The sequence below is a fragment of the Kamptonema formosum PCC 10802 genome (assembly GCF_000332335.1).
Lineage (GTDB): Bacteria > Cyanobacteriota > Cyanobacteriia > Cyanobacteriales > Oscillatoriaceae > Oscillatoria.
In genome coordinates this window covers 427,203-442,386 of the sequence record NZ_KB235948.1, presented here as the reverse complement: position 1 = coordinate 442,386, position 15,184 = coordinate 427,203, and the positions used below count along the sequence as shown (strand labels likewise).

The window sequence follows — 15,184 nt, the reverse complement described above, 5'->3', positions numbered from 1 at the left end:
GCCTGTGGCTCATGCCGGAATCCAGAACCAGACTATGGAAAATCTAAATCAAAGTTCAGCTCACAGAGAGCCGCAGGAGCGGACAGAAACACCAGCCCCCAGCACGAAACCCCAACCGTAGGTAACGTAATAGTGATAGCTGTTGTCCATATTTTCGCGAGCCGTGCCAACCGCAGCGCCTTTCGCGCCCACCATCGCCCAGATTCCTTGCTCCCAAACATAGTGCACCCGCAAAGAACCCAGACTCATACAAGCTGTTTTGACAGACTCTGGAAATGGGTTGCTGTTGGGGGAATTTTTGTTCCCTTCTTTCATCACAATCGCCACGATTCGTTTCGCCGGCAGACTGTCAACCAGCTGCACAAACTCATTCGCCGCCGCAGGATTGGCAAAGACATCAAAAGCGCGACTCGAAACCACAGCGCCGCTGACCTCATCAACAACCGCCACATTCAGTCCCGCCTGATAGCCACCGGCAATCTCCACCTTTGTGCCATTGACGCTAATTCCCACCGGCTCTCCGTGATGGTCTTGGGTAGCGGAAGTCGCCACCACCACCGGGGTCAGCGGGATTAAAGGCGTCACTTCAAACGAACGAGTCACACTCACCGCTGAGACAGGAGATATCTCTTCGACGGCGGTTCCCGGCGCACTGCCTTTTTGCCCGATTAGCGCCCAAGAAGCTCGGTATGTCAGCGTTGGGAATTTAATGCTGCCAATCGATTGAAACGCTTGCGAGACAGTCGGTGCAATACTTGGGTCTGACAGCAAATTGTAACTGGCTTCATCCTTAACGCCAATCGCCACAATTCGCCCAGCGGGAAGACTTTCAATGAAGTTAGCAAAGCTCCGGCAATTAGCGGCGATAAACGTGTCGAACGCGGTGCTAACCAGCAGCTGACCTGTAATTTCATCAAAAACAGCCACATTCAAGCCGCGCGTGTAGGGGCCAAAGTTGATTTCCTCTCCCGACTTGAGAATGCGGGCAAAATTTCCGCAGTCCGCACCGGCAGATTCCACCTTAAACTCGACCGGCACTTTCCGCCGCCCGATCGTGACATCTTGCTTCGCCATCACCGCACCATCACCGACCACATCGATCGTCCCCTGGAAACTCAATTTCTTTTCCAGATCCGACTTCTTGCCGGTGTAGCGCACAGTAAAGTCGAGGTAGTGTTCCTTCGTCGTCTCCAGCGGGCCATATCCGCCTGCCGGCGAAATCGACGCAACAAAGGGAGCCAGATCCTTACTGGGAACCAGCGTCAGATTGTTAATCGCAGACATTACCGTTTCCACCGACGTAATAATCTGATTAACAATCCGGTTGGCGTCAATTCCTGTGAAGTGGACCCCGCGCGTCGCCTGAGTCAGGCGCGTCGCCTGACCGCGACTCCCACCAATAGGGCATAGTCCTTGGTAATTCGCCACCTGTGCGTTTGGATCGTCATCCAGCCCTTGCGGGTAACTCGTCGTGGTGCTGATGGCGATGATCAAGATTTTCTCAGCAACCAGCTTCGCCGTCAGAGAGGCTTCCGTAATATCGGCAGTCAGCAGCGGTGACATTGCTCTGCAAATCGGGTCGTGTCCCGGTGCGTCGCCAAACCAAACGATGAGGCGCTTGGAATTCTGCCGCCAGCCAATTGAGCCACCGGCAGGCTGCGCCAGCTGGTCGAGCGCGTACAGCTGGCCTTCGCTGCCATCCTCCCCGCCTGCAGCGCTCAAAGCATTAATCGCTGCAGTCACCAGGGATTTATCTGCCGTGAGGCTCTGCCGGTGGTTAAAGGCGTAGGGATCTTTGCTATTAAAATCCTTATAATCGCCCACACCGAAGCAAATATCGATCTCCGAACGGAAGCCATTTAATATCTGGTTTATCCCCGACTTAACGCTGTTGATGATCGACCCCATGCTGCCGGTTGTGTCGGCCAAAAAATAAACGTCGATTTGGGGGATTGGGGTCGGCTTGGGGACATAGACCTTGGCTACGCGCTCAACAACTTCTCCTTCTGAGAGGATGACTGACTCTGTATTTGGCGTGATGGTAATTGAGGACACTGCTCTCTCCTGAAATCTAAATATAGTTAAGTCTCGCAGAACTTCAAACAGGACGAGCGTCACCGCTCTGCCGGCCCAAATTACGAGTTTGAAATTTGAGACACCCTGAATCAGCTCTGTTCGCGAAAAGGTTCCCCACGCTGTGCCCGTTCGGCTTACCCAACTCACCCTCAATAGAGCGTGGAGATCCAGCAAGTAATATCATGCCACCTTCCCATACATTTGTCAAGTCGTAGCGTTCCCCCCGGGAACGCACTGAGGTTAGGACGTAGGACAGGCGTCGCGCTTACGCGCCCGCACGGAACGGCCTGTCCCAACAGTTGATTAACCTAGAAATACTCCGTCACCTGCTCCGCGCCCGCACTTTGGGGAGAGGGGGAGTGCCGGTGGAACCCAGTTTCTGGCTTCTGGTTAGGGGCTGAGAAACCGGGTTTCTGAATCAATGTTTCGGCGGCAGACAAAAGCTGTCGCAGAAACCCGGTTTCTGGGTGCGGGTGGGGAGCTGAGAAACCGGGTTTCTGAATAAATCTATCGCAAGGGGGATGCCCATGCTGTAGCAGAAACCCAGTGGGGGCTGAGGGGGCTGAGAAACCGGGTTTCTGAATAAATCTATCGGGGGGAGACAAAAGTTGTCGCAGAAACCCGGTTTCTGGCCTCTGGCGGGCGCTGAGAAACCGGGTTTCTGAATTAATCTTTCGGCGGCGGGCAAAAGTTGTCGCAGAAACCCGGTTTCTGGATATCAATACCGAATTCGCGGATCGATGTAGGCGTTGAGAATATCGATCGCAATGCTAGCCATCACCACAATTGCCGCAAAAAACACCACAATTCCCTGCACAGTCGGGTAATCCCGCAAAGAAATCGCCTCGTAGAGCCGGTTCGCCAGTCCGGGCCAAGAAAACGTCACTTCCGTCAAAATCGCCCCGCCCAAAAGCGACGCCAAAGTCAGCCCCAGCACCGTAATCACCGGAATCAGAGCGTTTTTCAGCGCGTGAGCCACCAAAATGCGGAATTCCGGAACGCCCCTGGCGCGCGCCGCCTCCACATAATCCGCTTGCAGGGTTTGCTTGAGGTTCACCCGCACAATCCGCTCGAAAATACCGCTGATCAGAATCCCCAGCGTCAGACAGGGCAAAGCTAAATGGTGCGCTGCAGTGAAAAACTGACCGAAATTGCCGCTCAGCAAACTGTCAATCGTGTATAGTCCCGTGATAGGCTGGGGTGCCGGTTGCGACAGCGGAAAGCGCGTTCCCAGGGGAAACAAACGCAGCTGCACCGCAAAAATGAGCTGCAGCAGCATCCCCACCCAAAACGCGGGAACGGCGTAAGTGATAATGCCAAATAAGCGCCCACCGGCATCCCACGCCGTATTCGGGCGCGAAGCAGACATCATCCCGACGCCAACCCCCACAACCAGCGCCACCACCATACTAAAAATCGCCAATTCCACCGTCGCTGGAAAATAAGCCTGGATAATATCCCACACCTTTTGTCCGCGACTGGTGAGGGAAGTTCCCAAGTCAAAACTCAGCAATTTTCCCATGTAATTGAGATACTGCAGCCACAGCGGACCCCCCAAACCCAATTGCTCTCGCAGAGCATCTTTCACCTCTTGCGGCGCTTTCGGGCCTAGAATCGCATCCACTGGGTCGCCCGGAGTCGCCCGCAAGAGCAAAAACACCACAGTGGTAATTGTCCACAGCATTAACGGTGCTAGGAGCAGACGGATGCTGATATAATATTGTAGCGCTTTAGAACGTGACATCGAGCCTAATTGCTAAGGGTTAATCGCTAATTGTCTCGCTCCCTGGCGGAGCCAGGGAGCGAAAGTTACGAGGCTCCGCCTCCTTTCGATTGCCTGAGATCGAGGTGAAGAAACCCGGTTTCTTTAAGAAACCGGGTTTCTGGCACTCGCATCAGGTTGCCATCACAGATAGTTAAGCCTTCTGGATTGTCCAGAAAGGAACTCTCTGGGTTGGCTCCAAGCGAACTCCCTGCAAGCCTTTCTGAGCGAACAGGTACTCTTTGCCTTGCCACAGCGGAATGAAAGGCACATCTTTCCCGAGAATATCCTGAAGCTCACTAAAGATTTGCTTGCGAACTTCGGGGTTTTGCTCCTGTCGCTGCTTGTCAATCAGCTCGTTGACGCGCTCGCTATAGTAAAACGAACCTTGCAGCTTGGTTTCCCCTTCCTCACAGCCGGTGGCTGCGGAACCTTTCTCGCAACTCATGAACGGCTGAATGTAGTTATCCGCATCCAAAAAGTCCGGACTCCAATCCAGAATAAACATCTGGTAAACGCCTTTATCCAGATTTTCGTAAGCCGTCGCCGACTCCACACCTTGCAGCTCCAGTTCCATCGCCCCGCCCAATTTCTGCTGGACAACTGCTTTCAGCGTTTGCGCCGCTTGACTGTTGCTGGCGAGGTTAGAGCGATACCAGAGCTCCAGTTTCACCGGCTTGTCTTTAGAATAACCGGCTTGCGAGAGCGCTTCTAGGGCTTTCGCCGCATTGCCATCCCCGTACTGATCCTTAAACACCGGCTTGTAGACATCAGTCAGCGTTGCCGGCACCAGACTGTACAGCGGCTCTATCTGCCCCCGGAACACCCGCTCTTGCAGCAAGGGGCGGTCCACCATCGCTGCGATCGCCTGCCGCACCGGCAGACTGTCCAGCGGCTTGTCCTTCATATTAATCGTCAAGTAGGAAATCCCATTACTGCGCTCCGAAAACACTTGCCAGCCGGCAGAAGCCGCTTGCTTTTGCAAATCCCCCACCTGATCCAAATCCAGACTCTGGTAAGCAATATCCACCGCGCCAGTCTTGAAGGAACTGTATAAATTAGATGAACTGCTCAGGATTTGAATATCCACCCCTTTGTTCGCCGGCTTCTCGCCCCAGTACCCCTCAAACACATCTAATTTGATAGAATCCGTCCCATATTTGGCGAGTTTGTACGGGCCGGTGCCCACAAAACTGTCCGGCTTGAATTTCCCCTTGCCAATTTCATAAGCTTTCGGCGACACAGCACAAATTGACGGATATGTCAAGACTGACGTAAAAGCAGCAAAGGGCTTTTTCAGCTTAACAGTTAGCTCGTACTCGCCCGTCGCCCCCACAGATGCCACGTTTGCCAGCAGCGATGAGGGGTTGCCGCCGTTTTCCATAAACCGCTTCAGGGAAAACTCCATCGCTTTGGCGTTAAATGGAGTTCCGTCGTGAAAAGTGACACCCTGACGCAGGGGGATAGTGTAAGTCAAGCGATCGTCACTGATTGTGGGCAGCGCCGTCGCCAGCTGGGGTTCGAGCTCGGTGCTTCCCGCCTTGTAAGTGTACAAGCGATCGCCCAGATTGTACAGCAGGGTGCCGGAAGCGACCTCGTAAGCGTCAGCCGGGTCTAGCGTCCGCAGCTTTGAGGTCATGCCAATAATAACGCGACCGGGTTCGCCGCCGGTGGCTGCCGGTGGGGCTGCAGGTCGCTGACCGCAGCTAACGGCCAAAAAACAGCACAAACTGAACAAACTGAGGAATTTTCCCATCAACCGCCACCGGCGGCTGTTTAACCTTGCGGCATACTTGTGCAACATTTCCCTCAACCCAATGCCTCCCTTGCGGAATTCTAAACAGTGCGACAATAAAGAATCTATCAGCTATCTGCTGTTAGGTATCAGCTTTCGCCATCCGCCACCGCCCTTCGGGAGACGAGAGCTCAGTTCCGCGCTTTTGTTGCTCTTATCTGTCGCTGTCGCGGTGCGCCCTGCAAGCTGGGGTTTTCCCCGACAGGCGGGACGCCTGTCCTACGCCTAATTATCCCTCGTTCCCAGCCTCAGGCGGGGAACGCCGTCCTGGAGGCTCTGCCTTGAAAAGGTTCGCAGTTGGGCTTTAGCCCTACCGGCTCCTTTGCGGTGGAGCCAGTTTTCATTGGTGGCGGTGTGCGCCGTTCCGAAGCGACTGCCTCCTTTGGGCAGATAGGAAGATTAAAAGCCTAAAAGCTTATATCTGCCAAAGTAGGGTGCGTTCCCCCAAGGGGGAAGGACAGGCGGGACGCCTGTCCTACGCCTAATTGCGGTTTTTCTCGACAGGCGGGACGCCCCGACTGCGGCGAATTGCCGGCAGGGGAAGCTGCTGGGTGGGATCTACCCGCACGCCGGTGACGCCTTTCTGGGCAAAAGCGTAATCGATGTTCTGCCACAGGGGAATGTAGGGGACATCCTCGGCGCTCAACTCCTGAAGTTGGCCAAAAATTGCCTTGCGAGCTCGGGGGTCTTGCTCTTTTCGCTCTCGGTCAATCAGCTCGTTGGCTCGCTCGCTGTAGTAGAATGAACCCAGCATTTGGCTGCTCCCAGACTTGCAGCCGTCCTTTGGCGAGCCTTTGGAACAGTCGAGAAACGGCTGGACGTAGTTGTCGGCGTCGAAAAAGTCTGCATACCAGCCGAGCAAAAATGTCTGGTAGATGCCTTTTTCCAAATTGTCAAAAGCGGTGGTGGACTCGACGCTCCTGATTTCCAGCTGCAGGGCTCCATCGAGGCGCTGCTGCGCCAAGGCTTTCAGGGTGCTGGCCACCAAACCCCGGACGGGTGCGTCGGAAGCGTGCCAGATTTCTATTTTCAGGGGGCGGTCTTTGGTATATCCCGCTTTTCGCAGCAGTTCTCTAGCTTTGCCGGCACCCCCATCCCCGTACCGCTGTTTGAACGCCGGCACAGAAACGTCAAAGGTGGTGGGAATCTGGCTGTAGAGCGGTTCGGCTTGCTTTTTCAGCACCCGCTCCACCAGTAAGGGGCGATCGGTAAATGCCGCCAGCGCCCGCCGGACATCCGGGCTGTTCAAAGGCGGCTTGCTGGTGTTGAGCACCCAGTAGCTGGCATAATTGCCGGTGGCTGCGATCGCACCCCACCCCTGTGCCGGTGCCATTTGCTCCAGGCTGCTAATCTGCTCTGGGTCGAGGTCTTGGTAGGCGATATCCACCGCACCGGCGCGAAAGGCGCTGTACAGGTTAGCCGCGCTGCTGAAGATTTGAACGTCTACCCCCCCGTTGGCCGGCTTTTCGCCCCAGTATTCCTCAAAAACGTCCAATTTCAGGGAATCAGGGCCATATTTGGCCAATTTGTAGGGGCCGGTGCCGGTAAAGGTGTCTGGCTTGAATTTGCCGACACCTATCTCGTAGGCTTGGGGAGATATAGCACAAGTTCCGAAAAATGTCAAGAGGGCGGGAAAGGCCGCGAAGGGTTTTTTTAGCTGAATGGTGAGTTCGTACTCGCCGGTGGCGCTGACGGATTCCACGGTTTCCGCCAGCAACTGGGAAGGGTTGCCCTTGTTTGCCACAAACCGGCGCAGGGAAAAGGCCATCGCCTCGGCGTTGAAGGGAGTTCCGTCGTGGAAGAGAACGCCGGTGCGCAGGGGGATAGTATAAGTCAGGCCATCTTTGCTAATTTTCGGCAAGGCTGTGGCCAGTTGGGGTTTCAGCTCGGTTGTGCCTGTCTCGTAGCTGTAGAGCCGGTCGCCCAGATTATTAATCCACAAGCTCGACCCGTGTTCGTAGGCGTCAGCTGGGTCAAGGGTGCGAACTTTCAAGGTAGTGCCAATGGTGATGCGATCTGTGCCGGCATTGTGCCCCTCAGGTGCCGGCAGCAGAGTGCAGGTGGCGAGCAGCAAGCCGCAAACACACAGCGAGCAGAGCAATTGTCCGAGCCGGTGCCACTGTTTCATCTTGCCGAGTGCCGGATCGCGTCTGAGATCGGGACGCCGTGGGGGAGAAGTTTTCACTGTTCGCTGCCAGATCCTGCGCGTGAGGGATAGAGCGCAATCAATTATGACTGAGCTAATCATCATTTATAGCGGTTTTCAGTTGGATGAAGTACATGCCAGAAACCCGGTTTCTTAAAGAAACCGGGTTTCTCAGTACCTCCGTCAGATGAAAAACCCCATATATCGCACAAATCTATCTAGGGGAAGAGGGAGGGATTCTTAACCGACCCTATAGGTTAAGGCGGGCAGAAAATCTATCCCGGGAAAGATTCAGTCGGGATGCCATATCAATTAGAAGTAGAGTAGTTCAACAAATTGTTCAGGATGCCGGTTGGCCTCAAACGGCGCGCCAGCCTGAACGATGTTAAATTCTCAAGTGGGAGAAAACGACTTTATGCAATCTATCCGATTCAACTTACCCGTGCGGCGTGTGTTTCGCGTTTTGGCAGCTCTGTGCGTGTGCGTATTGCTGTTTGTCTCCAGCGCCTTGCCGGCTTCTGCTGCTCACCGCAGCGACCCCACAGAAGGTGAGGCGAACCTGACACAAATTGAGAAGAAGTCACAAGAAGCGGTCCTGTCCAAACCCTACGACCTGGAAAAAACCCAGGCGGAAGCAAATAAAGGTATCAATGAAGTTCAGGGCGACGCTGACAGGGACAAGATGATCACCCCAGAAACAGCGAACGCCACTAGCGTGAAGGAACAGGTGGAGCGCGCGCTGGAAAAACTCACCAATCGAGACTAAACGCAATTAGGGGGTGGGGGTTAGTTGTCCCAGAAACCCGGTTTCTTTAAGAAACCGGGTTTCTCAACTTCGCCCCGTCACCCGGGCGACAGCGGCCACCAGCCCGACGGGATCGACCGGCTTGGACAGGTGGACCTGGAACCCAGCAGAGAGGGCTTGCTGCTGGTCTTTTTCCTGAGCGTAAGCCGTCAGCGCCACTGCCGGCATCTCCTGTGCGCCGCGCTCTGCTGACCGCAACCGGATTTTCCGCATTAAAGAATAGCCGTCCTCCTCTGGCATGCCAATATCGCTGACCATCACATCCGCCCGCTGCCGGTCGAGTGCCTCCAGCGCCTCGATAGCGCTAGCCGCCAGCGTCACCTCAGCCCCGTACTGTTCCAGCACCGTCCCTGCAAGCTCGCGGGCGTCAGCCTCATCATCGACAACCAGCACCCGCAAACCTTCCAGCAAAGGGGCGCTGTCAGGGGGAGAAACTCCCTCAACCGGCCCGCGAACCTGCTCAAAGCTCACATCCGCGAAGGATACAGCCCCGACCGGCAGCCTCACGGTAAAGGTTGCGCCCTGCCCCTCGCCGGCGCTGAAGGCGCTGATACTGCCGCCGTGCAGCTCCACCAAGTGGCGCACAATGGCCAGCCCCAGTCCCAAGCCGCTGTAGGCGCGGGTGCTGCTGCTGTCAGCTTGGCGGAAGCGCTCAAAGACGAAGGGCAGGAAATCCGGGCCGATGCCCTTGCCGGTGTCGGTTATGTGGATCTCGACAGCAGAGTTAACCCGCTCGAGGCGGAGATCGACGCGCCCCCCTTCGGGAGTGAATTTGATGGCGTTGGACAGCAGGTTCCAGACCACTTGCTGCAAGCGGTCGGCATCGCCGGCAATCGGGCCAACCGTTTGCTCGAGCCTGAGGTTGAGGGCAATTCCTTTAGTCTCAGCCGCTTGTTCTACGGTGTCGGTGGCGGCTTCAATCACACTCACCAAATCCACTGGGCCTACATTGAGCTGGAGTTTGCCGCGAATAATCCGCGATACGTCTAGCAAGTCCTCAATCAGCTGCGTTTGCGCCCTGGCATTGCGCTCGATTGCCTCTAGGGCGCGAGCGCTGGTGGCCTCGTCGAGTTCGGAGCAGCGCAGCAGCCGCACCCAGCCAAACATGGCGCTCAGGGGGGTGCGCAACTCGTGAGAGAGGATGGCGAGAAACTCGTCCTTCATGCGGTTCGCTTCTTCTGCCGAGCGGTAGAGTCTGGCATTATCCACAGCCACTGCAGCGCGGCGAGCCAGCTCCTCAGCTAAGGCCAGGTCTTCTGGGCCGTAGCGGCGGTCACTGGAGGCCAGGGCGAAAAAGATTGCGCCCAGGGTTCTGCCCCGAGCGGTGAGCGGCACGCACATGGCGGACTTCAGGCCCAGCCGGCGCAGGATTTCTAGCTGTTGCGAGTCTCCAACTGCCAGTTCCAGCAGCGAGTCAGTGACTTTTGGGTAAATTTCAGGGTTGCCGGTGCGCAGCACTTGCGGCACGCCTATTTTGGCTTGCGGGTCCAGGCGGTAGCGCGGAGGCAGCTGCTGTGCCAGCCGCTCCTTCACTGGGTCTTGGTGCGCCGCCGCCACTCGGCTCACCCACTGGCTGTCTTCGAGCATCTCAACGGTGCACCAGTCAGCGAGGGTGAGTGTGGCCAGGCGGGCGGCGTTGGCGAGCGTGGTCTCACACTCCAGCGAGGAGGCGAGCACAGCGGAAGCCTCGGAGAGAAAGGCGAGCCGCTTCTGGCTGAGTGCGGTTTCGCTGACCTCTTGAGCCAGAATTAGGACTGCTTCCACTTGGCCATCAGAGCTTTGCACCGGCACGCCATCGATGTTCCAGTACGTCTGCTGTTTTTGAGGGCCGGCGTTCGTCTCGCAATTGCGCACGCTGACTGTTTTGCCGGTGCGGTAGATTTCATCGAGCCAGTCGGTCGCCCCTCTGGCGGCGACCTCTGGGAACACCTCCGCCACCGTCCGCCCCACCACATCTTGGGGCAGCAGCCCTGCAATAGCGCTGTAGGTGGGGTTGGCCAGGATGTGCCGGTGTTGGGGCCCTTTGACGGCGGCGATGCCTATGGGTGCGTTTTCCAGCAGCTTTTCCAGGAACTGCCGCTGGCGGCGCTGTTCTTTGAGCAGCAGCTCGCGCTCAGCAGCCGCCTGCTTGCAATCGCTGATGTCCGCTATAGCGCCGGTGATGCCCCGGACACTGCCATTACTGTCGCGCAGCGGCTCCACCGTGAGGTCGCAGTAAAAAGTCTTTCCGTTCTTGGCGGTCCGGATCTCCTCGCGCACCCCCATTCCGGTTTCTATGACTCGGCGCTTAATTGCACTCAGGATCTCAGCGTTCTCTGGCGGAAACAGCTCGGCATCTGTCCGCCCCAAAACCTCTTCGACGCTGTACCCCAGCGGCGGATTCTGAATCCAGGTGTAGCGCAGGTTGAGGTCTTGATTGAATACAGTCACCGGTGAGTGCAACAGCGCAATCCGAAACCGCTCCTCACAAAGTTTGAGTTCCTCTTGCGCCCGCCTTTCCGAGGTGATGTCCTCCATTGTCCCTTCCCAACACAAAACTTGACTGATTCACTGTGGCTTATCCAAATCATCTTGCTGTCGCAGTCGGGATAGCGCTCTTTTAAAGTTTCCAGCACCTTCAGACCATTCGCCGGCAGCAGCTGGCCGTCTGCAATTGCCAGCCTCGAATTCGCCCCGCAAAGCGTTTGATAAAAGCCTTCAGCTGAGCCTGATTCCCTGTACCGTAATGTCGGAAAATTCCCCTTCCAGCTGCCGTCAAGCCTTGGCTCGGTCATCTGGGTGCCGTCACTTAGCAGGAAGCGCAGGGGCGGTTTCATCTATTAAAAATTTAACAGAGTTGCCTTTTGGGTTTCTAATTTTTAAGTTTTAATTTTTAATTAACTTTTCATCGCCTCTCCCTATAGTATATGATAGCACCCTCCTATCATGTTTGTCTCTCCTTCCCGGTGGCAACGCCGGCCATTCCAAGCCAAAGCTGCTCCCGGACTGCTGCCCGGCAGCTTTTGCGCTTCCAATGGCTGAAAGCCGCTCATATCCTTGCTTTCCTGCGGCCAGACCGGGCGCTCCAAAACCCGTGGCCCGCTGTGGGGGAAAGGCGAGCAGCTGCACACAGAAGGGTTTCTCGCGTCTGGTTTCTCGCGTCAGGGGCCGGCTAGCTGCTGTGAGGCACCGGCACTCCTGTGGTGGCTAGCACTGCTCAACCCCCGGAGGCAGCCCATCGCAGGGCCTGAGGCAAGAACGCTTTTTTCATCAAACCTACATTATACCGCAGTTAGATGCCGGCTGGAGAAAATTAAAGAAAATTGTGGCGGATTTTTCCCCGGTTTCCAGCCCTCCAGAGCCGGCAAGTCTCCAGGCACCTCCCACTTCGGGCCAGCCGGAGGGTGTAACAGATACTGTTTTGCCGGATATGCTGCTCAACTATCTGTTACATCCCTTTAAATAAAACTATCTAAGAGCACACACCGTTATCCTTTCCGGTTAAATCGAGTAAGATAGCGGAAAAGACTTGGCATCTTTTGGCTTGACATAAACCCGCTGTTGCGGCTCCAGCTGCAGCTCGTCAAATCGGTCGCGGGTGAGGTGAGCGGTGACGACTTGGCCGTCATCCAAGGTCAGCTCGGCCTGAATTTCCCAGCCGAGATGGATCAGCCGGCTGACTCTGGCCGGTGCGGTGGTGCCGTTTGGTTGGGTTTGCACGATCACGTCTTGGGGGCGGAGGAAAATTTGTGGGTGAGTGGAGTCAACCCCACTGTCCTGGAAGATCCGCGAACTGCTGGGCAGCACGTTGACCGGCCCGATGAAACTCATCACGAAGGCGCTGGCGGGGCGGTCGTAAATTTCTGCCGCCGTCCCCACCTGCTCGACGCGCCCTTTGTTCATCACCACAATTTGGTCGGAGACTTCCATCGCCTCTTCCTGATCGTGGGTGACAAAAACTGTGGTGACGTGCACCTCGTCGTGCAGGCGTCGCAGCCAAGCTCGCAAGTCTTTGCGCACTTTGGCGTCCAGGGCTCCGAACGGCTCGTCGAGCAGCAATACTGACGGCTCCACCGCCAGAGATCTGGCCAGGGCGACCCGCTGCCGCTGCCCGCCGGACAGCTGCGAGGGGTAGCGATCTCCGAGCCCTTTGAGCTGCACTAATTCCAGCAGTGTTTCGGCACGCGCTCTCACCTTCGCCGGGGACACCTTGCGAATCTCCAGCCCGAAGGCTATATTCTGCCGCACGGTGAGATGCTTGAATAAGGCGTAGTGCTGGAAGACAAACCCGATATTGCGGTCTTGCACGCTCTGGAAAGTGGCGTCAGCGCCGGTGAGCCAGATTTTGCCGGTGTCTGGCGTCTCCAGACCGGCAATCAGCCGCAGCAACGTGGATTTCCCTGAACCGGAGGGCCCTAATAGGGCGACTAGGGAGCCGGCTTTAATTTCTAAGCTAACAGAGTCCACAGCTTGAAAGCTGCCAAACTGTTTGGATACGTTCTCAACAACAATGCCCACTGCAAGAAACCTCTGGACAATAGCAGTTATCAGTGACGGGGTTGACAAACCGGGCTTCTCTGGGAAACCCTTGAGCCTGGGGATGTTGGGTTGAATTTTACCCACCTGGCGGGAACATCTGCTGAGTTCCCGGGCCTCTTGACATTATGGCAAAAGTGTGTTCTCCCAGTTCCAGAAGATGGCTCAGGCCGTCCGCGACTGTATCCCCCACTTGTGGGGCGCGGCAGACCCAACGGGAGCGCGAGTGCGCCCTTCGCCTAGCTTCCGCCAGTTTCGCACCAGCAACCCGGTTTCTCGGCACTCCATCCAGGGGCCGGTTTTGACGCCCCAGATGGCGGAAGGCGCTGCACAGCCCTGCGGCTGAGCCGACCGGCACGCCGCCCCCTAAACCCCGGTTTGCCGATGGAGTTACTGTAGTTTTATACCACAGATGGGTGCTTTTGGCAGTGCCGGAATGGCAAAGTACACAATTCGCAAGAAAACTTCAGGGTTTTTGCCCGGTTTTGTTAAGCTATGTTGCAACTTCGCCGGATTTGGGGGCAGTGTGGGTGAGCGGTCCGGCGCGTCCGTGATACCATCAGACGTTGTAGACCAAAATATAGGAAGAAAAGCTTTGGCACTGAGGGTTGCTGTTGTTGGGTCTGGCCCTGCTGGGTCGTCTGCCGCTGAGACTCTGGCAAAAGCCGGTATTGAAACTTTTTTGTTCGAGCGCAAGCTAGACAATGCCAAGCCCTGTGGCGGGGCGATTCCCCTGTGTATGGTGAGCGAGTTTGACTTACCGCCCCATATCATTGACCGGCGGGTGAGACAGATGAAGATGATCTCACCGTCGAACATTGAGGTCGATATCAAGCTGGATAACCCAGAAGAGTATATCGGCATGTGCCGGCGGGAAGTGCTCGATGGCTTCCTGCGAGATCGCGCCTCAAAGTTGGGGGCGACTCTGATTAACGGCACGGTCCACAAACTGGAGCTGCCTGCTTCCACTTCCCAACCCTACACTATCCACTACGCCGACCACTCCAACGGCAGCTTGACAGGGACTGTGAAAACCCTGAAAGTGGATATGGTGATTGGCGCAGATGGTGCCAACTCCCGCATCGCCAAGGAAATCGATGCCGGTGACTACAATTACGCCATCGCCTTCCAAGAGCGAATTCGCCTCCCGGAAGACAAAATGGCCTTCTACGAAGACCTCGCCGAAATGTACGTTGGGAATGATGTCTCCCCCGACTTCTACGCCTGGGTTTTCCCCAAATACGACCACGTGGCTGTGGGCACCGGCACGATGAAGGTGAACAAGGCCCAAATCAAAGACCTGCAAGCCGGCATTCGCGCCCGCGCCGCCCGCAAGCTGGAAGGCGGTAAGATTATCAAGGTGGAAGCTCACCCGATTCCGGAACACCCCCGCCCCCGCCGCGTGGTGGGGCGCGTCGCCCTCGTGGGAGACGCCGCCGGCTACGTGACTAAATCCTCTGGCGAAGGCATTTACTTTGCCGCTAAGTCCGGTCGCATGTGCGCGGAAACCATTGTCGAGTTTTCCAGCGGGGGATCTCGCATTCCCACTGAGGATGAACTCAAGGTCTACCTGAAGCGGTGGGATAAGAAATACGGTCTCACCTACAAGGTGCTTGACATCCTGCAAACCGTGTTTTACCGCACTGACGCCACCCGCGAAGCTTTCGTGGAAATGTGCTCTGACCGCGATGTTCAGAAGCTGACGTTTGACAGCTATCTCTACAAGACTGTGGTGCCGGCAAATCCTTTCATTCAGATGAAGATTACTGCCAAAACCATTGGCAGCTTGCTGCGCGGTAACGCCCTCGCTCCCTAGCGGCTGAGTCGCTGATGGCGGCAGGGTGCATTCGGAGTGACGCACCCTGCCCCACTAACTAATTGATGGGTGAAAATGATTTTTTTTATAAACCGCCATAGACGCGCCAGCGGCTTGCCCGTTGGCTAGACGCCAAGAGCGCCAAGGAAAGAAAAGAGAGAGAATTTCACAAATTATTTAGAAGGGCTATCAATCGGCTCTTTAGCAGGAGTAAAAATAGCTCCCAACCGGCTTTAAAATCCTTGCATCCAAAATCCTTGCATCCAAAA

General features: G+C 56.1%; 9 protein-coding genes. 3 read left to right on the top strand and 6 right to left on the bottom strand.

The window, feature by feature from the left end; genetic code table 11:
• Window positions 1-60: 60 nt before the first annotated feature.
• The 4 genes from OSC10802_RS0101920 to OSC10802_RS0101900 all read right to left on the bottom strand — a co-directional run bounded on the left by OSC10802_RS0101920 (window position 61) and on the right by OSC10802_RS0101900 (window position 7,818).
• Window positions 61-2,055, bottom strand: a complete 1,995-nt coding sequence (locus tag OSC10802_RS0101920; protein ID WP_198525040.1) for an interleukin-like EMT inducer domain-containing protein — start codon at window positions 2,053-2,055, stop codon at window positions 61-63.
• A 739-nt stretch (window positions 2,056-2,794) separates the two neighbouring features.
• A complete protein-coding gene (locus tag OSC10802_RS0101910) occupies window positions 2,795-3,820 on the bottom strand; it encodes an ABC transporter permease (RefSeq protein WP_026098085.1) in 1,026 nt (341 codons plus the stop codon).
• A 172-nt stretch (window positions 3,821-3,992) separates the two neighbouring features.
• Window positions 3,993-5,642, bottom strand: a complete 1,650-nt coding sequence (locus OSC10802_RS0101905; protein ID WP_017715099.1) for an ABC transporter substrate-binding protein — start codon at window positions 5,640-5,642, stop codon at window positions 3,993-3,995.
• Between the two features lie 472 nt (window positions 5,643-6,114).
• A complete protein-coding gene (locus tag OSC10802_RS0101900; protein ID WP_232731600.1) occupies window positions 6,115-7,818 on the bottom strand; it encodes an ABC transporter substrate-binding protein in 1,704 nt (567 codons plus the stop codon).
• Between the two features lie 376 nt (window positions 7,819-8,194).
• Here OSC10802_RS0101900 and OSC10802_RS0101895 point away from each other — a divergent pair, with 376 nt between their 5' ends.
• Window positions 8,195-8,545, top strand: a complete 351-nt coding sequence (locus OSC10802_RS0101895) for a hypothetical protein (protein ID WP_026098084.1) — start codon at window positions 8,195-8,197, stop codon at window positions 8,543-8,545.
• 63 nt (window positions 8,546-8,608) lie between these two features.
• On the opposite strand, the gene OSC10802_RS38270 is transcribed toward OSC10802_RS0101895, so the two are convergent.
• Both OSC10802_RS38270 and OSC10802_RS0101885 read right to left on the bottom strand, forming a co-directional pair.
• Window positions 8,609-11,101, bottom strand: coding sequence for a hybrid sensor histidine kinase/response regulator (locus tag OSC10802_RS38270; protein WP_017715096.1), 2,493 nt, complete (start codon window positions 11,099-11,101; stop codon window positions 8,609-8,611).
• A 963-nt stretch (window positions 11,102-12,064) separates the two neighbouring features.
• Window positions 12,065-13,081 carry a sulfate/molybdate ABC transporter ATP-binding protein gene (locus OSC10802_RS0101885; protein WP_026098083.1) on the bottom strand — a complete coding sequence of 339 codons (1,017 nt, stop codon included), beginning with the start codon at window positions 13,079-13,081 and terminating at the stop codon, window positions 12,065-12,067.
• A gap of 178 nt (window positions 13,082-13,259) precedes the next feature.
• Between OSC10802_RS0101885 and OSC10802_RS0101880 the strand changes: the two genes are divergently transcribed.
• On the top strand, window positions 13,260-13,445 hold the full coding sequence (locus tag OSC10802_RS0101880) for a hypothetical protein (RefSeq protein WP_017715092.1): 186 nt from the start codon (window positions 13,260-13,262) through the stop codon (window positions 13,443-13,445).
• Window positions 13,446-13,694: 249 nt separating this feature from the next.
• Complete coding sequence (chlP, locus tag OSC10802_RS0101875) at window positions 13,695-14,915, top strand: geranylgeranyl reductase (protein WP_044170291.1); 1,221 nt, start codon at window positions 13,695-13,697, stop codon at window positions 14,913-14,915.
• The last annotated feature ends 269 nt before the right edge of the window (window positions 14,916-15,184 follow it).

What these genes read in the sequence shown, in the direction of transcription:
- OSC10802_RS0101910 (WP_026098085.1), bottom strand. Translation starts at nt 3,820, where the DNA reads ATGTCACGTTCTAAAGCGCTACAATATTATATCAGCATCCGTCTGCTC.
- OSC10802_RS0101895 (WP_026098084.1), top strand. Translation starts at nt 8,195, where the DNA reads ATGCAATCTATCCGATTCAACTTACCCGTGCGGCGTGTGTTTCGCGTT.
- OSC10802_RS0101880 (WP_017715092.1), top strand. Translation starts at nt 13,260, where the DNA reads ATGGCTCAGGCCGTCCGCGACTGTATCCCCCACTTGTGGGGCGCGGCA.
- OSC10802_RS38270 (WP_017715096.1), bottom strand. Translation starts at nt 11,101, where the DNA reads ATGGAGGACATCACCTCGGAAAGGCGGGCGCAAGAGGAACTCAAACTT.
- OSC10802_RS0101905 (WP_017715099.1), bottom strand. Translation starts at nt 5,642, where the DNA reads ATGTTGCACAAGTATGCCGCAAGGTTAAACAGCCGCCGGTGGCGGTTG.